A 19,076-nucleotide genomic window follows, 5' to 3' on the forward strand; every position below is an offset into this window, starting at 1 on the left:
TAGCGCATGGCATCGATGGACGCAGCGGCGGTCGCGTGCGGGGCGGGAAGTTCGCCTCGTGCGGGAAACGCGATCGAGGCGAGGAACCTCACCAAGATATTCGGCGCGCGCAAGGCGGTCGATCGGGTTTCGTTCGACCTTCTCCAAGGTTCGTTCCTGTCGATTTTCGGTCCCAACGGGGCGGGTAAGACCACGCTTTTGCGGATGCTGTCCACGCTCAACCGCCCGACGCAGGGCACCGCGCGCGTGATGGGCCTCGACATCGTGGAAGAGCCGGATCGCGCCCGCGATCACGTGGGTCTTATCTCGCATCAGCCCATGCTCTACCCCGATCTGTCCGCCGAAGAGAACCTTATGCTGTACGCGCAGCTCTACGGCGTGGTTGATCCGCGCCAGCGCGTCCTGCAGCTTCTGGATGCGGTGGGGCTGAAGCATCGTCGCCTCGACCCGGTTCGCACGTTCTCGCGCGGCATGACGCAGCGCGTATCCATCGCGCGTGCCCTGGTCCACGACCCGGCCGTGGTGTTTCTGGACGAGCCGTATTCGGGACTCGATCCCCATGCAGTCGAGATATTCGACGATCTCATCGAATCGGTGCGCGAGCGCCGCACCTTCGTGATGGTCAGCCACGACCTGCGCAAGGGGTTCGACATGTGCACGCACGCCCTGGTGTTGGCGAAAGGCCGCGTGGTGGCGTTCGATTCCAAGGATCATCTGGACTTCAACGATTTCTCGCAGCTGTATCGCGAGACGGTGGGAATGGGGGTGGCGTGATGGACAGCGTCAAGCTGAAGCGCCCCTCGACCTTGCGGCAGTATCGAAACCTTCTGGCGAAGGATCTGCGCCAGGAGTTTCGCACCAAAGAGATGCTCATATCGATGGGCATCTACGCCCTTTTGGTCATCGTCGTGTATGGTGCCGCGTTCGGGTTTTCGGCCGAGCGCATCGACATTGCGCGCATGAGCGGGGGTCTTCTGTGGTCGCTCATCGTGTTCACGTCGCTTCTGGGGTTGAACCGATCGTTTTCCCACGAGAAGGAGCAGGGCTGCCTGGAGGGTATCCTGCTTGTGCCGTTGGACCGTTCGGTGGTGTATCTGGCCAAGGCGACCTCGAACCTGCTGTTTTTGCTGGTGGTCGAGGTGCTGTCCATTCCGTTGTTCTATTTCTTCTTCCTTACCTCGGCCGAGCTTGCGCCTCAGGCTGCGTTCGCAGCGGTTCCGCTGGCACTGGGTACGGTAGGGATCGCGGGTGTGGGCACGATGCTGTCCACCATCACCATCAACACGCGCGGCAAAGACGTGATGCTGGCCATCCTGTTCGTCCCGCTTGCCTATCCGCTGCTGTTCGCCTGCGTTTCCGCGACGACCAGCGCGCTTTCGGGCGGGGAGTTCTGGATGGATGCCTACGGCATCTCGGTTATCATGGCGGCTGCTTACGATGTGATCATGCTGGCCGTGTGCTGGGTGCTCTACGACTTCGCCGTGAGCGCCTAGGTGCCGATCGTCGGTGTATGCAGGGGCGCGAGCGCGACAACCGCTCTGCCCGTTGGGATTGTGTTGGAATCAGCGGAAGCTGGTACGAGATAAAGGAGCAGTATGTCCAAAGAAGCGAAGGGACGCCTCCGCGTCCCGGAAGCCGGTCAGTGGCCGGACAGCCTGGCTGCATTCGCCGCGATTGCGGGGGCCGTCCTCACCACGCTGGCGTTCCTCGATGCGTTCTTTCTCATCGGACCGGTTCACGGTGCCCAGGTGAACGGATTCGAATACATCGGGGGAGAGCTGGTCACCAACAAGCTCCTGCTTTCGCAGAAGATCTTCTTCTTCCATATGCCGGTCGCCGTGGTGTCGTTCGCGGCGCTTACGGCGGTCCTGTACTACAGCGCGCAGTTCCTTCGCACCAAAGAGCAGCGGTTCGATACGTGCGCCAAAGTTGGCATGGAGGTATCGCTGATCTTCGTTATCGGCACCATGATCACGGGCGATCTGTGGACGCGTTTCGAGTGGGGCGTGTGGTGGACGTGGGATCCGCGTCTGACCACCTATCTCATCCTCATGCTGCTGTGCATCGCGTACTTCGTTTTGCGCAACTCCATCGACGAGCCCGAGCGCCGCGCGACGTATTCGGCGGTTATCGGGATCATCGCTTTTGTCGATGCGCCCATCACGATGATGATCACGCGCTTCATTCCCGACGGCAAGCATCCCGTCGTCGTGCGCGAAGGCGGCATGACACCCGATATGGCCGTCTGCGTCGCTCTTGCGCTTATCGGCATGCTGCTGATCATGTTTGCGCTGTACCGTTTGCGGTTCCGTCAGATTCGCATGGCCGAGCGCGTCGAGGCCCTGAAGCAGCAGTTGGAAGACTAGGAGACAAGCTATGAATCCCATCCTTGCAGATATCTACAGCACCATCCTCCCGTCCGCTCCGTACGTTATCGGCGCCTATGCGCTTCTGTGGGCCGCCCTGTTCGTGTACGTCGCGATGATCGTGCGCGGCATGAAGAAGACCGAAGCGCAGATCGCGGTGCTTGAAGAGGAGCTGGCTGCGCGCGCCCAGGAGCGATAGACTACACGCGCTGAAAAAAACACCAGGATCGTAGCCGCCCGGGCGGCAGGAAGGTTTCGATGTCATGAAGGCTTTGATTCCCGCAGCGGGGCTTGGCACGCGGTTTCTGCCCGCCACGAAGGCCCTGCCGAAAGAGATGCTGCTCGTCGTCGACCGTCCTGCGATCCAGTACGTCGTCGAAGAGGGGCTTGCTTCGGCTGCCGACGAGGTGGTCATCATCAACAGCCGCTCCAAAAAGGCGATCGAGGATCACTTTACGCCCGATCCCGATCTGGTGGCTCTGCTGCGCGAGCGCGGTAAGGATTCCTACGCCGATCGGGTCGAGCAGGCCGGCAACCTGAACGTCAGCTACGTGTACCAGGACGAGGCGCTTGGTTTGGGCCATGCGATCCGCTGTGCGCACGACAAGACCGGAGACGAGTCGTTCTACGTGCTTCTGGGCGATGTGCTGGTTCCCGACAACCGCATGCTTCCCCGTATGCAGGAAGTCTCCGACGCGCATGGCGGCGCAAGCGTTATCGCGGTTATGCCCGTGCCCGACGATCAGGTAAGCCGTTTCGGCATCATTGCCGGGTGCGCGGTGGGCGCAGACGTGTGGAAGGTCGATTCGCTGGTCGAGAAGCCTGCGCTCGAGGAGGCTCCCAGCAACCTGGCCGTATTCGGGCGCTATCTGCTGAGTCCTCGGGTTATGGAGCTTCTGGCCGACGTCGCACCGGGTGTGGGCGGCGAGATCCAGCTCACCGACGCCCTCGATGCGGTGCTTCGCGAAGAAGAGATGTACGCGCTGGTGATCGATCCGGCAGACGGGTTCGATACCGGGACGGTCGAAAGCTGGCTTGAGACCAACAACATCCTGTTCGAGCGAAGCCGCTCGCTTGCGTAGGCGCCTCTCGAGGGAGCGCGGCATCCTGCGGTGGCGGGTTCGACGGCCTTGAACCGGCGATGCTGCGTGCTTGATCGGGGGAAAGAGAAGACCCGGGGGGAAGGGAGCCCGCCGGGTCTTTAGGGAGGGATGTGCGGCGGTATGGAGCGCCGCGTGTCTGCTTGGAAGGAGAAAGCAGATCGAAAGGAAGGGGGCCTTTCGATGCCCTCATTATAGAAGGCGGGTTTGAACCGGGTGTGCATTGCGGGTGCGCTTTGTGCGGATTGCCTATGCAGCAACGATGAATTCCCAGGTGGTTCGTGACGGTCGGTCTACAGCGCCCGTACGGTGCATTCCGAATGCAGGTGCACCGTCGTTTTCGGGGTGTCGGTTGCTCGCAATGCGACTGCGGTATCATACTCGGTATCGAAAGGAACGCCCATGCCCGATATCTCGCTTCGCTTCAACCGCGACATGCTGGTCGTGTCTTCGCCGGTGGAAAACGTGCTGGCCCGGCAAGGGGTCGATATGCGGCGCGATCTGCCCTACCTGTCGCTCATAGAGCCCGAGGGTCTGGCCGATGCATTGAGGCTTGACCTGCTGGCCGGTGCACAATGCCTGGTTATGCCCACGGAATCGCTCACGCCCGCCCGTTTGGCCCAGATATCGTCAGCCGATCGGGGATCGAGCATCGCGCGCGCCCTGTTCGATCTGGTACGCGAGCTGAAGCCCCAGCATATCTTCGCCGAAGTGGGTTCGTGCGGCCTTCCTTTGGACGCGTCGTCGAAGGCGTCTCTGAACGAGCATCGCGGCCAGTACGTCCGTGCGGCGCGCGATCTGTCGCCGCTTGGAATCGACGCCGTGCTTTTGAGCGGCTTTTCCCGTATAACGGAGCTGAAGTGCGCTCTGATGGGTTTTTCCCAGGTGCTTGACGTGCCGCTGTTCGCATCCATCGACATCGATGGCGCGGGAAACCTGGCTGCTTCGGGAGAGACGCTTGAAGAGGCGTTTCTTTCCATGGCCGACCTAGGTGCCGCGGTCGGCGGGTTTGCCACGTCCGCACCTGCGGAGGTTGCCTCTGCGCTCGTTCGCCGCGCGCGCGCCGCGGTCGACCTCCCCCTGATGGTTCAGCTGGTCGTCGGTTCCCAGTCCGATCGCGTCGGCGCTCCCTCGGCTTACGCATCCCCCGATGCGATGGTGACCGCTGCGGCGCACCTGCACGCCGCCGGGGCCCAATTCGTGCGCGCGGCCGGAAAATCGACCCCGGCTTACACAGGCGCGCTGGCGGCTGCGGTTACCGGCTTGGACGTACTCGATCGATAGAATTGTTATGGAGGATCGGATGCTTTCGTCAAACGCGATGCGCAGCGACGACTACGGAGCCCTGCAAACAGTGGTGAACGCGCTGTTCTCCGATGCGCGGGTCGAGTCGGTTCGCCGACTCGACGTCGTGCTATCTGCCGAGGCGAACGACCTTCCCTCCGACCTGCTTGAGGTGGTGGGTCTGCTTCCGCCGGGAACCTATACGCGTCGCCGTCTGTGCGACCAGCTGAATTCGGCGATCGTCGGTCACGCGTGGGGCCAGGTATACGGGACGGTGCAGTAATGGTGCTGGTGAACGGGATCAGCTCTTTGCTGGGCCACCTGTTTTCAGGCGAGGTTCCCTGGGCGGTGTCGGTGGGAATCGCCGCTTTGCTCGAAATCGTCGCGACGGCCGTCATCGTGAGAATCGTTTCGTATGCGCTGAGAGGCTTCCTGCGCCACGATTCGGTGCCGATTCCCTCCAGCTCCATTTTCGTGAACATCGCGCGCGTTTCCCTGTGGACGATCTGCGTGTGCGTGATTTTGGCATCGTGTTTGGGAATCGACGTGTCGGGCGCCATCGCCGCTTTGGGCGTGGGCGGCATCGCGCTTTCCCTGGGCTTCAAAGACACCGTTTCAAACGTGATCGGCGGCGTGCAGGTGTCGGTGATGGGGTTGGTGACGCCGGGCGACCACATTCGCGTGGGTGCTTCGCAGGGTGTCGTCGAGGATGTGACCTGGCGTCAGACGGTGGTGCGCAGCGCCGAGGGCCAGCAGATCTACATCCCCAACTCGATCATCAACACGGCGGCGCTCGAGAAGCTTCCTTCGGCGGGTCTGGTGAAGGTGGGCGTAGTGGTGAGCGGGCCGGCGTCCCGCTTGAACGAAACGGCCGGGGCCATGGCCGACGCGTCCAAGCGTGCGGCCAGCGGTATCGGCGTGCTGATGGACGACCCCAAGGTCGTGTTTTCCGAAGTGGTGGAGGACGGCGTGAAAGGCACGGTGCTGTTCGAGATGGCGTCTTCCGATCGGGCGGCGCAGGCGCGCGATGCCGTGGTGCGGGCGGTCGCTCCGTTCGCGCGGCCCGTTGCAGAAGGTTCGGACGAAAACGGGAACTCGGACGCGGAGTGATCCGACGCAAGGCGTTCGATGGGGGGATTCGAGGCGGGGACGCTGCGGGAAGGCCATCCGAGGATCTGCGGACACGAGAAGTTCCGCACCTGCCCCAGGGTGAACCCACCTCGAAAGGTGGGTGCTCGCAGCTCGCTTCCTGGCTTTCGCATCAACGGATGCGAATCCCCATTTCACTCGCAATATGGAGCTCCCTAAGAAAGGACATCGGTCCACCGCATATCGTGGCTGGGTGCGGAACCACTTAGAACTTTAGAGCTCGGAAACCGCAAAGTAAAGGGTTGACTTGATGTCCGTTTAGCGGTTGCGGGGCGAAAAAGGAAAAAGGGACGTTCGACGATCCGTTGCGGCTTGTCTGCGAAGCTCCTGCCTCGAGTTCTGTTCATATCTAGGTGGGCTCCCTTTCGGAAAATCGTGTTAGTATTATCTAACAATTATGTGGTTATCCGTAAGAGTGTGACTGCAGCAACAACGATCCGTTCGCGCATCTGCTTTTCTTTTCGTATGGTGACGCACAAAGTGAAGCGGGTACAGCATGGACGATAAGACAGCTCGATCTCTCGCATGCAGCGGATTGCTGGACGGCGTGCCGCGCGATCTGTACGGGGAGACCCTGGACAAGCTGTGCGTTCAGGAAAAGACGTATCTCGAAGGCGAGCTGCTGCTGCATCTGGGCGAGCATCCTGATGCGGTGGGCGTTGTGGTGGAGGGGTACGTGCGCATAGACTTTTACGACGACGACGGCAACGCGTCAACCATTGCCGTCGTGGGACGGGGGGGAATGTTCGCCGAGTCCGTGGCGTGCGCGGGGGATCCCAGCATCGTGCAAGCCCAGGCCGCATCCGATGTGCGCGTGCTGTGGCTGGACATGAACCGCATGATGACGGGTCGCGCTATGCTGGAAACCCCTTATGCGGGCGTCATTATGGCGAACAACGTGCGCATGCTCGCCCGCAAGAACACCATGCTGGTGCGCAAGATGCAGCTGCTGTCCCAGAAGCGTTTGCGCGACCGCATCAAGCTGTACCTGCTTCAACGCGAGAGCGGCCTGGTTCCGAAGGACACCATGGCCGAGAAGAGCCGCGCTTCGCTGGCACGCTACCTCGGCGCCGATCGCAGTGCGCTTTCGCGCGAGCTCAGCCGCCTGCGCGATGAGGGCATCGTGTCGCTTGACGGCGGGGCGATCGAAGTGATCGACCGCTCCTTTCTGGAGAGGTAATGCCCGCTGCGTGTTCGGCGAGACCGCTTTTGGACTGATTGCAGCTAAAAGTAAATCACAACATACAGTTTTCTTATAAATAATCTTTTCCTTTTCGCCGTGTATTGCGAAAAAAGTAAGCCGATGTTAAAAATAAAGGTGAAAGAGATCCAAGGCTAACTTTATGTGCTTCATCGGTTCGATTGCGGCGTCCTTTTCGGGGTGCCGACCCCGTGCAAGGGCGGGGCGCAAAGGAGGAGAGTCCATGTACATGACCGGTAAGAACTGGCTTTCGTGCGGAGCCGCCGTTGCTTTGGCGGCAACGCTGGCGATCGCACCCGTTCCGGCCGTTGCGTTCGCCGACGGGGCGAGCGCGGTATCCGAGCAGAACGCAGGTGTCGACTGGGCGAAGCTGGCCAACGGGACCTACACCGTTTCCGTGTCCGCCAAGCAGACCCCTGCGGCGACGTCTGATTCCGTGATGAACTCGGCCCTGACCAAGACGGCCGATCTGACGGTCAAAGACGGGGCCTACACGTTGCGGTTGCAGATCGGAAGCGTGTTCGGAGGATATCTGAGTGCGGTCGACCAGTTCGACAGCTTCACCAAGGGCGCCGAACCGACGGGCGGTCCCAAGCGCGTGTGGACCAGCCCCGACTCCCAGAACGGGTCTGCGGCCGACTTCTCCATCGTCTTAAGCGAGCAGACCAAGAAGACCGGTCTGGTGGCGCTTCGGTTCACCTCTCCCAAAATGATGGGGTACACGCCCAGCGCCGCTATTCAGATCGACACGTCGTCGGTGAAGGTGGTCAAGCTCGATCAGCCGACGCCTCCGGTTAAGCCGGGAGGCGGCTCCGAAGGCGACAACCCGGGCGGCGGATCCGGCACTACTCCGGGCGGGGGAACGCATCCTGGCGGATCGTCCGACCAACCCTCCGACCCCGCTCAGGTTCCCGGCGATAAAACCGCTGCGGTCAAGTTCATCAGCCCGTCTTCCGGCAAGGATGTGACGTCTCATATGGCGGGCATGGTGGGCACTACGGCGGGCTACACCGCCAAGCCCGACGCTACGTTCGACGTTTTCCTGGTGGTTGCGAAGAAGTCCGCCGCTCTGTTCGCCGGTGCGACCTACGGGGATGCTGGAAAGGCAGCCGAGGTGTCCGAGGCAGCAGACGGTTCCAAGGTTTATAAGTTCAACGTGGCCTCCGTGACGAAGCCTTTCCGCGTGACCTGGAAAGTGACCGCCGGTCCGCATTCCGAAGTGGTCACCGACGTGGTGCTTGACGTGCAGGAGGCGCCCAAGCCCGAACCGGGGCCCAAGCCCGATCCTACTCCCAAGCCCGGTCCCATCGATCCCAAGCCCGTTCCTGTACCGGAAGAGCAGCTCAAACAGGCTCAGGGCATGCAGGTTGGGCATTCGTATCGGATTCCCATCAACTTCACTAAAACGGGAACCGGCATCGCGTCGATGGCCGGCCAGTACTTCGGCGACAACGCGGTTGTCATTCCCCGAGCCGACGGGACGCTCGAGGTGCGCTTCTCCACGAACCGCCCCGACTACATCACCAGCCTTACCTACGGCGGGGTTGCCGCATCCGTGGTAAGCGAGAGCGCGAGCAGCCGCGAATACAGCATCGTCATTCCGCGCTCGGACAAGGACACGACGGTGAGCCTGTCGATGACCATCAGTGCCATGAACAACATGACGGTCAACACCGATATGCACCTGTACCTAAGCGATGCGAAGGACCTGGGCGCGGGGTCGAACTTCCATGCCACTTCGGGCAAGACCGGCACCGCTCCCAGCAATTCTGCGGTGACGGGGACGCCCCAGACCGGCGATGCGCATGCATCTGCCGGAGCCGGCGTGGTGACGGCCGTGTCGGCTTTGGCTGCTGCCGGCGCTGCCGCGCTCACCCGTCGCCGTCGTGCGTAAAGGTTGGCCGATGAGGTGTTCCGCGTCTTCCGCGAAGAAGGCGGCCGTGGCCGCGGGGCTGTTTGCGCTTGGCTGTGCGCTGGCCGTCGCGCTGGCGCTTGCGGATAGGGTCGGGTTGGCCTACGCCGAGGTGTCGGCAGTCTACACTGCGACGACGAACCCATCGTATTCCAACCCCGACACGGGCGCGATCGAAGATGCCGGAGGGTCTGCCCAGTCGGCGTTGGGAACCTCGATGGCCCAGAGCATAACCGGCCAGCAGGCCTACGTTGAGAAGGATGTTGACGGGTCCGTGTTCGTGACGCTTCGCATGGCCCAAGCCGCCGAGGTAGGCGCCGTTTCCATAGCGTCGGATGCCGATCACGATGGGACGTTCGACGCGGCCCAGCCCGCCCAGGTTATGAGAACCGATGCGGCCGAGAACAAGGTGGATGTGCGTGCGCGCATCGCGGGCGAGCGGGCTACGCTGCGCGTGAACATGTATGTGAACGCGATGGGTCGCGAGGTGGTGTACTTCGTCACGCTCGGCAACCTGCAGGAGGGTAACGCCGCCGGGTTCGTCGAGACGGTGGTGCCGGGCGAAGGGAGCGCCTTAGAACAGGCCGACCCCGCTTCTCTCGCCTCCGGTTCTTCCGAGACGCCGGGCGATGGGACCGAAGGGCGGAAATCCTCCCTTGCCGAAGGATCGGCCGCGGAAGGCGTGAAGGAGTACACGGGAGACGGCGCAGAGGCAACCTCTTCGGGTTCGAACGGGGCCGAGGCGCTGAATTACCCGGTCATCGTCGGCGGGGTTGCGGGAGTGGCGGCCCTCGGCGCTCTGGTCGCGTACTTCGCGGTTGCGAGGCCGCGCCGTGCGGTTCAGGCGTCGGCTGCAGCCGCAGCGGCTGAAAGCGCCGAGGGTACCGGCTGCGATGGATAGGCGGTCGGTATTCGCTTTCAGCGCGAAGCGGCGCATAGGGCTTGCGGCCCTGTGCGCCGCTGTCGTTTGCATGCTGCTGGCCGGGTGCGTCAACCAGCACCCCGAGCGCGCGGCATCTGGCGACGGCGCCCCGCGGCTGGTGGCCACGTCGGTCGCGGCGGTTTCGATCGCCGAGCGGCTCGATCTCGATCTGGTGGGAGTGCCCCGAACCGCGGCGGTTCTTCCCGAGCGCTACGCCGATGCAACGGTTGTGGGCCCGCCTATGGCGCCCGATCTCGAGATCGTGGCGAAGCTCCACCCCGACTTCGTCGTATCGCCCGTTTCGCTTGAAAACGATCTGCGCCCCAAGTACGCCTCGATCGGCAAGCCGTCCATCTTCCTAGACTTGAACAGCGTCGATGGTCTGTACCGCTCGATTTCGTATCTGGGCCGCAAGTTCGATCGCGAGCAGGAGGCCCAGCGTCTGGTGGACGACTACGAACGGTTCATGGAAGGCTACCGCGCCAGCATCGAGGGCAGGCGCCCGCCGCGCGTGCTGATCCTCATGGGCCTTCCCGGATCGTATCTTGTGGCCACGCCGCACAGCTATGCGGGGAGCCTGGCAGAGCTTGCCGGGGCCGAGAACGTGTATGCGGACGCTGAAGATGCGTTCGTGAACGCGAACACCGAGGATATGCTCGCGCGCGACCCCGACATCATCCTCAGAACCTCTCATGCGCTTCCCGACGACGTGATGAAGATGTTCGCCGAAGAGTTCTCCACCAACGACGTGTGGAAGCATTTCAGGGCGGTGCGGGAAGGGCGCGTGTTCGACTTGTCCCACAAGTGCTTCGGAATGAGCGCGACGTTTGCCTACCCGGATGCCCTGAGGGATCTGCGCTCTATTCTTTACGAAGGTTCTGACGGGTCGGATGGAACTTCAGCCTGCGTGTTCGGAAGCGGGGAAGCGGGCGCATAGGCGGACGGATCGGCAAGGGTTTTACGGTTCGTCTCTGGATTCGATGGGCGGGAAGGCATGATCGGTACGGTACGGAAGATATCGGCGTTTGCGGTGCTGATCGTCGCGCTTGCGGCGCTGTTCGTAGTCGCGGTGAACACGGGCACGCTGAAGGTTGAGCCGGCCCAGCTGTTCTCCGGTTTGTTCATCGAATACGACGACGCTGTCGCCACCGTATTCGATCTGCGGTTCCCGCGTATTTTCATCGCGCTGGCCGGCGGGGCGGCTCTTTCGGTGTCGGGCGTGCTGCTGCAGGCCGTCATCAGGAACCCCTTGGCCGATCCCGGCATAATCGGCATCGGTTCGGGGGCGGGATGCGCCGCCGTGGCCGTCGTGCTGTTCGCTCCGGCGCTGTTCTATTTCACGCCGCTCATTGCATGTGCGGGTGGTTTGGCGGCGTTCGCCCTGGTGTATACGCTTTCGTGGAGGGCGGGCTCGCTTTCGCCCTTGCGCATCATCTTGGTGGGCATCGCGGTGAGCGCGATGTTTTCCGGCCTGTCCGCCGCCGCGAGCACCGCATCGGGCGGCGTCATGTCGGGGGCGGCTAGCTTGGCGGATGCGAACATCACCATGAAAACCTGGTCTGACGTTCGCGTGCTGGCGGCCTACGCGGCTCCTTTCCTGATCGCGGCGCTTTTCGTGTGGAAGCGGTGCGACCTGCTGCTGCTCGAGGACAAGACCGCCCGTTCGCTTGGCGTCGATGTGGCGAAGAGCCGCCTGGGCATCTCGGTCGTCGCGGTCGTTCTTGCGTCTGTCGCGACGGCTGTGATCGGTCCCATCAGCTTCCTCGGACTCATCGTTCCCCATTGCGCCCGTCTGCTGGTGGGTTCCTCGCACAGATGGCTCGTGCCCTATTCCATGCTGCTGGGTGCCTTCACGCTTCTTCTGGCCGATACAATCGGGCGCAGCATCGCAGCCCCCTACGAGATCAGCGCCGCTGTCGTAATGGCGGTCGTCGGCGGCCCCGCATTCATCGTTTTGCTCAGGAAGGCGGGCGGCGTCTATGGCGAGTAACGTGTTCACCATCACCGATCTGACGTTCTCGTACGGGGAAAACCGGGTGTTCGACAATCTGAGCCTCACGGTGCCCGAAGGCGCGGTGACCACGCTGATCGGAGCGAACGGATCGGGGAAGACCACGCTGTTCAACCTGATGAGCAAAGGCTTGAGGCCTTCGTCGGGGACGGTGCTCCTGCGTCGGGGAAACGTCGCCGACCTGCGTCTGCGCGACTACGCCAAACTCGTGGCCATCGTTCACCAGAACAACACCGCCCCGTTCGATCTGACGGTCGAGCGCCTGGTGGCCTATGGCCGCTTTCCCCATCGGGCGCGCACGGGGTTCGTCGGCGGCATGGTGGGTTCGCAGGCGCGTTCTTGTGTGCAGGACAGCGAACGGATGGTAAATTGGGCGATCGAGGTGTGCGAGCTGTCCGAGGTGCGCACCCGCACGGTGGCATCGCTGTCGGGTGGCCAGCGCCAGCGGGTGTGGATCGCGATGGCGCTTGCCCAGGGGTCGAAAGTGCTTTTGCTCGATGAGCCGACGACGTACCTCGACGTTCGGTTTCAACTGGAGATCCTGCGCTTGGTGCGGCGGCTCAACGAGGAGTTCGGTATGACGATCGTCATGGTTTTGCACGATATCAACCAGGCGCTTCGCTACAGCGATCATCTAATCGCGCTTGCCAAGGGAAAGGTCGCAGGTCAGGGACCTCCCCAGGACGTGGTTACGCCGCAGCTCATCGAAGAGGTGTACGGGGTGAGCCTCGATATCGCCCTCATCGATGGAAGGCCGTTCGTGCTGTCGGTGTGATGTCCGCAAGACGATCCGACGCAGTTCAAACACGAACATATGTGCTATAGTGGAGCGCATGGATACGTTGTTCACAGAGCTTGAGAACCAGGCGAAGGAAAAAGTCGCGCCTCTGGCGGTGCGTATGCGCCCGCGCTCCCTCAATGAGATGGTGGGACAGCGCGAAGCGTGCGGCGAGGGAAGCTGGCTGCGCGCCGTCATAGAGCGCGACCGCCTGAGCTCCATCATTCTGTTCGGTCCGGCTGGAACGGGCAAGACCTCGCTTGCCCGCGTCATTGCGGAAACCACCGCGGCGGCGTTCGTGGAAGTGTCCGCTATCGGCGGCACCGTATCCGATCTGCGCAGGGAAATCTCCGAAGCCGAAAAGAGGCTGGGGCTTACCGGTCAGCGAACCATCCTGTTCGTAGACGAGATCCATCGCTTCAACCGAGCCCAGCAGGACTCTCTGCTCCACGCCGTCGAAAGCGGCGTGGTCGTTTTGGTGGGAGCTACCACCGAGAACCCGTATTTCGAGGTGAACAGCGCGCTGCTGTCCCGTTCGCGCGTGGTCGAGCTCAAAGGGCTGACCGATGCCGATATATCGGCCCTGATCGATCGGGCCTTGGCGGATAAGCGGGGCTTGGAGGGGCGCTACCGTCTGACCGACGAGGCGCGCGATGCGTTGGTTATGCTGGCGGGAGGGGACGGCCGTGCCGCTCTCACCACGCTCGATCTGGCGTCGGGAATGGTGGAACCCGGTGAGGGGGGCGCTCCGGCCGAAATCGGCGCGGCGGCGGTCCGATCGGCGGTTCCCCATCGCAGCGTTCCTTACGACAAGAACAAGGATATGCACTACGATATCGTATCCGCGTTCATCAAATCGATGCGCGGAAGCGACCCCGATGCCGCTTTGTACTGGCTTGCCCGCATGGTGGACGGCGGCGAGGATCCGAAGTTCATCGCCCGGCGCATGCTGATCGCGGCATCGGAGGATGTGGGCAACGCCGATCCCCAGGCGCTGCTGGTCGCCGCCGCGGCGTTCAAGGCCGCCGAAGTCATCGGGTATCCCGAGTGCCGTATCAACCTCGCACAGGCCGCGACGTATCTGGCGCTTGCCCCCAAAAGCAACGCGTGCGAGGCGGGCATCGATGCGGCCCTGTCCGAAGTGCGGCACGGTCCGGCGCGCAGCGTTCCCGATCATTTGCGCGATCGTCACCGTCCTGGGTCCGAAGGCTACGGCGCGTACCTGTATCCCCACGACTATCCGGGCGGGTGGGTTGACCAACGCTATCTTCCCGAAGGCCTCGAGCGCGGTGCGTTCTACCGGCCCACCGAGCGCGGGTGGGAGGGGTACCGCATCGACGGCGCTTGGCGAGACCGCACGTAGCAAGCCTATGAATGACGCATGAACCAAGGCGCAATCAGCCGTTTTCGTAGGTGTTGGATGATATAGTGAGGTGTTACCGTTTTCAGGAGGCTTCCTATGGATGCAACTGCCGTTCTCAGCATGGCGCTGCCCGCCGTATTCGTCGTGGTCGGCATCGTTCTCATCGTTTTGCTGATCGAGCTGTACCGTGCGGTGAAGTCTCTGCGTACGACGGTCGATGACGTGAAGCAGCAGATCGAACCCACGCTCGAGCATGTCGAGTACATCACGCGCACGCTTCGGCCCGCAATCGACAAGGTCGATCCTCTGGTCGACCGCGTTTCGCTTACGCTCGACGCCGCCAACCTCGAGCTGATGCGCGTCGATCAGATTCTCGAGGATGTCACTGCGATCTCCGATACGGCGTCCAGCGCGGTTGCGGCGGTGGACTCGGTTGCCAATGCTCCCATGAACGCCGTGAAAAGCGTTTCGGGTAAGGTTCGTTCGGTTTTTCGGATGAAATCGATTAGCGACGAGACCGCCCGCCTCGAGCGGCAGCGCGCCGCAACGGCTCGCGCCCTCGAGCAGCTTAAAGGCGAAGAGCGAAAAGCGGGCCAGCGGGCTTCGGTTTCATGTGACGATTCCGCTTCCGAATCGAACCGGATCGCCGATGCAGGCCGCTCTGCATCGGACGTTTCGGTGCATGATGCGTCGAAGCTCGACGGCTATTTTCACTACCAGCCCGCTTCGTCCGAGAAGACGGCCTAGGGACGCGTTTCCATGTCCAATCCCGTTGCCGACAAAGCGAAGCGCTTGCTTGACGTCTTGCCGCTGAAGGGCCAGGCGAACGACGAGGTCGCCCGCGAGAGCCTGCGCGCCGTTAAGGCGCAGCGCCGGTTCTTCACCGTGTGGGCCTGGGTGGGGGCCATCATCCTCATCGTTGCCGCGGTCAACGCCGTGATCGTCGTCTCCATTCCCGTCGGCATCATTCTGTGGACCATCGTGTTCGTGTTCCTTTTGCGCGCCCCGGTCGCTTTCCTTGAAGCGCGAGGGGTTCCGCGTCTGATCGGAACCACGGTTGCCTACCTTTTGCTGCTTGCGGGGCTGGGGGCCATCTCGTTTGTGGTCTTTTCCCCCCAGATCGGCATCAGCAATCAGTTCGCCGATCTGGTGGCAAACATCCCCGACTATTTCAGGGCGCTGAACAACCTGTTCAACGACTTGTATGCGCGCTACTCCAATTTCCTCCAGAACGATCAGGTGAAGCGCACGGTCAACGGAATCGCGTCGTCGCTCATCAATTGGACGTCCTCGCTTGCGGGGTCGAGTGCGGGAACCATCGTCGCGGCGGGAACCTCGATTGCGAACATCTTCATTACCGTGGGATTCTCGCTGGTCATTGCATTTTGGATGCTGGTCGATCTTCCGAATCTGGGCACCGAGGTGCGTCGGGTGTTCGGTCCCAAGTACTCCGACGATCTGAAGATGCTCCACGGCAGCGCCACCAGGGTCATGGGCGGCTACATCGTGGGAACCGCCGTCCAATGCGCCATTATCGGCGGATGCTGCGGCGTGCTGTTCACCGTTTTGGGAATCCAAAGCCCGGCGGCACTGGGCGTCATCACGGGGATCCTCAACATCATTCCGATCGTCGGGCCGTGGCTGGGAGGTCTCATTGCGGCTCTGATGAGCTTGTTCATCAGCCCGGTTACCGCGCTCGTGGCGCTTTTGGGAACGATCGTCATCCAGCAGCTGGTCTACACGTTCGTATCGCCGCGCATCATGAGCAACGCGGTTGACATCCATCCCGCCCTCACCTTCTTGGCCCTGCTTTCCGGCTCCGCCGTCGGCGGCACCACGGCGGGTCTTATGGGAGCCCTAGTCGGCGCTCTTCTGTCCATTCCCGTAGTCGCCCTCGCCAAGTCCGTTTTCGTGTACTATTTCGAGCGGAATACGGGACGGCGCATCGTGTCCGAGGATGGTGTCTTCTTCAAGGGCGCGCCGGTTTTGGAAGACGGGTTCGATCCGCTCTCGGATGCAACGGGGGAGGAGATGGCCCAGGCCGAACGCGTTGCCGAGGCGCTGCGGCCTCCCGAAGAAAGTCCACCGATCCTGTCCGAGGAGGCCCAGGCTGCAAAGGTTTCCATCGAGATGGATGAAGCGGGGGGTTTGGATCGGCCCCAAGATCGGTAGGAGAGAGCGGGCTGGACGGTGCTTTATTCGAGGTTCGGCGCTCGGCGCGGGGCAAGTAGGGTAAGGACATGCGTAAAGCATGGGTACAGGCGATAGATAGGTAGTTGTTCTGTGAAATACATGACCACAGCGGAGATCCGCGAAAAGTATCTGCAGTTCTTCGAGGCGAAGGGATGCAAGCGCATGCCTTCGTCCTCGCTCATCCCCGATGATCCCTCGCTGCTTTTGACCAGCGCGGGCATGGTTCAGTTCAAGCCCTACTTCCTTCATGTGAAAGAGCTTGATCCCCAGTACACGGGAACCACCACGGTTCAGAAGTGCGTGCGAACCAACGACATCGACATCATCGGCACCACCGGACGACACCTCAGCTTCTTCGAGATGCTGGGAAACTTCTCGTTCGGAGCGTACTTCAAACAGGAGATGTGCGCCTGGGCCTACGAGTTTTCCACCGAGGTGCTCGAGCTTCCCAAAGAGCGCCTGTACTTCACGGTGTACCTTGATGACGACGAGACCATCGAGATCTGGAAGAGTCTGGGCGTGCCCGAGGATCACATCACCCGTCTGGGAGAAGACGACAACTTCTGGCGTGCCGGACCTACCGGCCCGTGCGGCCCGTGCTCCGAGATCTACTTCGACCAGGGTCCCGACTTCGAGGGCGAGAAGCCGGGCGATGACGGAGACCGCTTCCTCGAGTACTGGAACTGCGTGTTCACCCAGTTCGACGGGCAGGAGGACGGGACGCTCGCGCCCCTTCCCACCAAAAACATCGACACGGGTATGGGCCTCGAGCGCATGGCCGCCATCATGCAGGGCGTCCAGTCGAACTACGAGACCGACGTTATGCGCGATCTCATCAGCGTGGGCGAGCGCCTTAGCGGCAAAGCGTACAAGCAGGACGCCGCATCCGACCTGTCGCTGCGCATCATAGCCGACCACAGCCGCAGCGTTTCGTTCATGATCGCCGACGGCATCCTTCCGTCCAACGAGGGTCGCGGCTACGTTTTGCGCCGTCTTTTGCGCCGCGCGGTTCTGCACGGGCACAAGCTGGGCATCGAAGGGCCGTTCCTCGGCGCGTGCTTCGAAGAGATCATCAAGCTCATGGGCCATGTGTACCCCGAGGTCGTGGACAATCGCGAGCTGGTGGAGCGCGTCATCCTCTCGGAGGAGGAGCGCTTCGGCGCGACGCTTCGCCAGGGGCAGGCCTATTTGGCGGAGGCTCTGATCGACATGGAGTCGGGCTCGGTTCTCGATGGTAAGGTCGCCTTCGCTCTGCATGATACGTACGGGTTCCCCGTCGAGCTTACCGAAGAGATCTGCGCGGAAAGCGGGATTTCCATCGATCGGGCGGGCTTCGAGGCGAATATGGAGCAGCAGCGCAACCGCGCCCGCGCGGCGAACACGAAAGATGCCGAAGCTGCCTGGAGCACGTTCGGCGGCGTGTATGCCGACCTGCTGAAGCAGCGCGGTAACACGAAGTTCGTCGGCTACGGGACGCTTGAGTCTGCTGCGGAAGTGGTCGCTCTGGTCAAGGACGGCGCGCTTGCCTCGTCGCTTTCCGAAGGCGACGAGGGCGAGGTAGTGCTCGACGTCACGCCGTTCTACGCCGAGATGGGCGGCGAAGTGGGAGATACCGGCGTCATCTTCTGCGAGGCTGCCCGTGTCGAGGTGCTTGACACCAGGGCCCCCGAAAAGGGTCTGGTTTGCCACAAGGTGAGGGTCGCGTCGGGCAAGATCGAGGCGGGTGCGCAGGTAACCGCTTCGGTTGACCGGCTGCGCCGTGCGCGCATCACGCGCAACCACACCGCAACGCACCTGCTTCACGCGGCGCTGCGCGAGGTTCTGGGCGAGCATGTGAACCAGGCGGGCAGCTACGTGGGACCCGACCGTCTGCGTTTCGACTTCACCCACTTCTCGGCGGTTTCCCCCGACGAGATCAGGCGCATCGAAGCGCGAACGAACGAGATCGTCATGCAGGCTATCCCTACCACCATCTACGAGACCTCGCTCGACGAAGCGCGCGCCTCGGGCGTAACAGGCCTGTTCGGCGAAAAGTACGGCGAGGTTGTGCGCGTGGTCGAGGCGGGGGCCTTCTCGCGCGAGCTGTGCGGCGGTTGCCATGTGGGCAACACTTCCGAGATCGGCTTGGTTAAAATCGTGGGAGAATCGAGCGTCGGAGCGAACGTGCGTCGCATCGAGGCGGTTACCAGCTTCGCGGCCCTCGAGTATCTGAATTCCTGCGAGGCGCAGCTGAAAGCGGTTGCCGACCAATTGAAGGCCCAGCCCCTCGAGGCGGCCGAGCGCGTCGCCGTCAACCTGAAAGCGCTCAAAGAGCTTCAGGCCGAGGCGAAGCGATCCAAGCAGAATGCCGCCGCAGACGGTGTGGCGGGTCTGCTGGAGCAAGCGCGCGATGCCGCTGCGGGCTATCCGGTGGTTGTCGGGGCTATCGACAACGCCGACTCGTCCTCGATGCGCAACGCATGGGATGTCCTGCGTTCGCGCATGGCCCGTCCCGGTGCGGTGGTGCTTGCGGGGGAAAGCGAGGGCAAGCCCGTTTTGCTTGCTGCGGGAACCGACGAGGCGGTGGCGGCCGGTTTCGATGCGGGCGCCATCATCAAGGCGATCGCTCCTGCTATCAAGGGCGGCGGCGGTGGAAAGACCTCGATGGCCCAAGCCGGAGGAAAGGATGCGTCCGGTTTGGAAAAGGCGCTGGATCAGGCCCGATCAATGCTGGGGCTGTAGCCTTTCCCGAAGAATCGGTAGACACGATCACAAAAAACAGGGGAGCCGTGCAAAACGGCTCCCCTGTTTTTGCATA

18 protein-coding genes are annotated in these 19,076 nt (G+C 62.3%); all 18 read left to right on the forward strand.

The genetic code is table 11. The annotated features are described in order from the left end of the window. The first annotated feature begins 15 nt into the window (after positions 1-15). Positions 16-774 carry an ABC transporter ATP-binding protein gene (locus EIH26_RS03695; protein ID WP_206424724.1) on the forward strand — a complete coding sequence of 253 codons (759 nt, stop codon included), beginning with the start codon at positions 16-18 and terminating at the stop codon, positions 772-774. Beyond that, positions 774-1,493 (forward strand): heme exporter protein CcmB, encoded by a 720-nt coding sequence (locus EIH26_RS03700; RefSeq protein ID WP_124061774.1) that lies wholly within the window; start codon positions 774-776, stop codon positions 1,491-1,493. The genes EIH26_RS03695 and EIH26_RS03700 overlap by 1 nt, the downstream gene beginning before the upstream one ends. Before the next feature lie 102 nt (positions 1,494-1,595). After that, positions 1,596-2,366 (forward strand): cytochrome c biogenesis protein CcsA, encoded by a 771-nt coding sequence (ccsA, locus tag EIH26_RS03705; protein ID WP_124060918.1) that lies wholly within the window; start codon positions 1,596-1,598, stop codon positions 2,364-2,366. Positions 2,367-2,376: 10 nt separating this feature from the next. Further along, the gene (locus tag EIH26_RS03710) at positions 2,377-2,565 is read left to right on the forward strand and encodes a hypothetical protein (RefSeq protein WP_124060920.1); all 189 of its coding nucleotides are present in this window, start codon (positions 2,377-2,379) and stop codon (positions 2,563-2,565) included. A 64-nt stretch (positions 2,566-2,629) separates the two neighbouring features. Then, positions 2,630-3,448, forward strand: coding sequence for a UTP--glucose-1-phosphate uridylyltransferase (locus EIH26_RS03715; RefSeq protein ID WP_124060922.1), 819 nt, complete (start codon positions 2,630-2,632; stop codon positions 3,446-3,448). A 420-nt stretch (positions 3,449-3,868) separates the two neighbouring features. Further along, complete coding sequence (locus EIH26_RS03720) at positions 3,869-4,750, forward strand: homocysteine S-methyltransferase family protein (protein WP_124060924.1); 882 nt, start codon at positions 3,869-3,871, stop codon at positions 4,748-4,750. Positions 4,751-4,769: 19 nt separating this feature from the next. Next, positions 4,770-5,033, forward strand: coding sequence for a hypothetical protein (locus EIH26_RS03725; RefSeq protein WP_124060926.1), 264 nt, complete (start codon positions 4,770-4,772; stop codon positions 5,031-5,033). Further along, on the forward strand, positions 5,033-5,860 hold the full coding sequence (locus tag EIH26_RS03730) for a mechanosensitive ion channel family protein (protein WP_124060928.1): 828 nt from the start codon (positions 5,033-5,035) through the stop codon (positions 5,858-5,860). Before EIH26_RS03725 ends, EIH26_RS03730 begins: the two co-directional genes overlap by 1 nt. A gap of 535 nt (positions 5,861-6,395) precedes the next feature. After that, positions 6,396-7,079 carry a Crp/Fnr family transcriptional regulator gene (locus EIH26_RS03735; protein WP_124060930.1) on the forward strand — a complete coding sequence of 228 codons (684 nt, stop codon included), beginning with the start codon at positions 6,396-6,398 and terminating at the stop codon, positions 7,077-7,079. A 244-nt stretch (positions 7,080-7,323) separates the two neighbouring features. Beyond that, complete coding sequence (locus tag EIH26_RS03740) at positions 7,324-8,994, forward strand: NEAT domain-containing protein (protein ID WP_206424665.1); 1,671 nt, start codon at positions 7,324-7,326, stop codon at positions 8,992-8,994. Positions 8,995-9,004: 10 nt separating this feature from the next. Further along, complete coding sequence (locus tag EIH26_RS03745; RefSeq protein ID WP_124060934.1) at positions 9,005-9,913, forward strand: heme-binding Shp domain-containing protein; 909 nt, start codon at positions 9,005-9,007, stop codon at positions 9,911-9,913. Further along, complete coding sequence (gene isdE / locus EIH26_RS03750; protein WP_124060936.1) at positions 9,906-10,871, forward strand: heme ABC transporter substrate-binding protein IsdE; 966 nt, start codon at positions 9,906-9,908, stop codon at positions 10,869-10,871. Before EIH26_RS03745 ends, isdE begins: the two co-directional genes overlap by 8 nt. Before the next feature lie 57 nt (positions 10,872-10,928). Beyond that, positions 10,929-11,924 carry an iron ABC transporter permease gene (locus EIH26_RS03755; RefSeq protein ID WP_124060939.1) on the forward strand — a complete coding sequence of 332 codons (996 nt, stop codon included), beginning with the start codon at positions 10,929-10,931 and terminating at the stop codon, positions 11,922-11,924. Further along, positions 11,914-12,720: an ABC transporter ATP-binding protein gene (locus EIH26_RS03760; protein WP_124060940.1), complete on the forward strand. Its 807-nt coding sequence runs from the start codon at positions 11,914-11,916 to the stop codon at positions 12,718-12,720. Before EIH26_RS03755 ends, EIH26_RS03760 begins: the two co-directional genes overlap by 11 nt. A 58-nt stretch (positions 12,721-12,778) precedes the next feature. Then, a complete protein-coding gene (locus EIH26_RS03765; RefSeq protein WP_124060942.1) occupies positions 12,779-14,086 on the forward strand; it encodes a replication-associated recombination protein A in 1,308 nt (435 codons plus the stop codon). Positions 14,087-14,182: 96 nt separating this feature from the next. Continuing rightward, positions 14,183-14,833, forward strand: coding sequence for a DUF948 domain-containing protein (locus tag EIH26_RS03770; RefSeq protein ID WP_124060944.1), 651 nt, complete (start codon positions 14,183-14,185; stop codon positions 14,831-14,833). 12 nt (positions 14,834-14,845) lie between these two features. Further along, complete coding sequence (locus tag EIH26_RS03775) at positions 14,846-16,258, forward strand: AI-2E family transporter (RefSeq protein ID WP_124060946.1); 1,413 nt, start codon at positions 14,846-14,848, stop codon at positions 16,256-16,258. Between the two features lie 111 nt (positions 16,259-16,369). Then, complete coding sequence (gene alaS / locus EIH26_RS03780) at positions 16,370-19,000, forward strand: alanine--tRNA ligase (protein WP_124060948.1); 2,631 nt, start codon at positions 16,370-16,372, stop codon at positions 18,998-19,000. Positions 19,001-19,076 lie beyond the last annotated feature (76 nt).

The organism is Gordonibacter sp. Marseille-P4307, from assembly GCF_900604965.1.
GTDB lineage: Bacteria > Actinomycetota > Coriobacteriia > Coriobacteriales > Eggerthellaceae > Berryella.

Bases quoted from the DNA above. Each gene is read 5' to 3' on its own strand.
- EIH26_RS03695 (WP_206424724.1), top strand. From the start codon at position 16: ATGGACGCAGCGGCGGTCGCGTGCGGGGCGGGAAGTTCGCCTCGTGCG.
- EIH26_RS03700 (WP_124061774.1), top strand. From the start codon at position 774: ATGGACAGCGTCAAGCTGAAGCGCCCCTCGACCTTGCGGCAGTATCGA.
- ccsA (WP_124060918.1), top strand. From the start codon at position 1,596: ATGTCCAAAGAAGCGAAGGGACGCCTCCGCGTCCCGGAAGCCGGTCAG.
- EIH26_RS03710 (WP_124060920.1), top strand. From the start codon at position 2,377: ATGAATCCCATCCTTGCAGATATCTACAGCACCATCCTCCCGTCCGCT.
- EIH26_RS03715 (WP_124060922.1), top strand. From the start codon at position 2,630: ATGAAGGCTTTGATTCCCGCAGCGGGGCTTGGCACGCGGTTTCTGCCC.
- EIH26_RS03720 (WP_124060924.1), top strand. From the start codon at position 3,869: ATGCCCGATATCTCGCTTCGCTTCAACCGCGACATGCTGGTCGTGTCT.
- EIH26_RS03725 (WP_124060926.1), top strand. From the start codon at position 4,770: ATGCTTTCGTCAAACGCGATGCGCAGCGACGACTACGGAGCCCTGCAA.
- EIH26_RS03730 (WP_124060928.1), top strand. From the start codon at position 5,033: ATGGTGCTGGTGAACGGGATCAGCTCTTTGCTGGGCCACCTGTTTTCA.
- EIH26_RS03735 (WP_124060930.1), top strand. From the start codon at position 6,396: ATGGACGATAAGACAGCTCGATCTCTCGCATGCAGCGGATTGCTGGAC.
- EIH26_RS03740 (WP_206424665.1), top strand. From the start codon at position 7,324: ATGTACATGACCGGTAAGAACTGGCTTTCGTGCGGAGCCGCCGTTGCT.
- EIH26_RS03745 (WP_124060934.1), top strand. From the start codon at position 9,005: ATGAGGTGTTCCGCGTCTTCCGCGAAGAAGGCGGCCGTGGCCGCGGGG.
- isdE (WP_124060936.1), top strand. From the start codon at position 9,906: ATGGATAGGCGGTCGGTATTCGCTTTCAGCGCGAAGCGGCGCATAGGG.
- EIH26_RS03755 (WP_124060939.1), top strand. From the start codon at position 10,929: ATGATCGGTACGGTACGGAAGATATCGGCGTTTGCGGTGCTGATCGTC.
- EIH26_RS03760 (WP_124060940.1), top strand. From the start codon at position 11,914: ATGGCGAGTAACGTGTTCACCATCACCGATCTGACGTTCTCGTACGGG.
- EIH26_RS03765 (WP_124060942.1), top strand. From the start codon at position 12,779: ATGGATACGTTGTTCACAGAGCTTGAGAACCAGGCGAAGGAAAAAGTC.
- EIH26_RS03770 (WP_124060944.1), top strand. From the start codon at position 14,183: ATGGATGCAACTGCCGTTCTCAGCATGGCGCTGCCCGCCGTATTCGTC.
- EIH26_RS03775 (WP_124060946.1), top strand. From the start codon at position 14,846: ATGTCCAATCCCGTTGCCGACAAAGCGAAGCGCTTGCTTGACGTCTTG.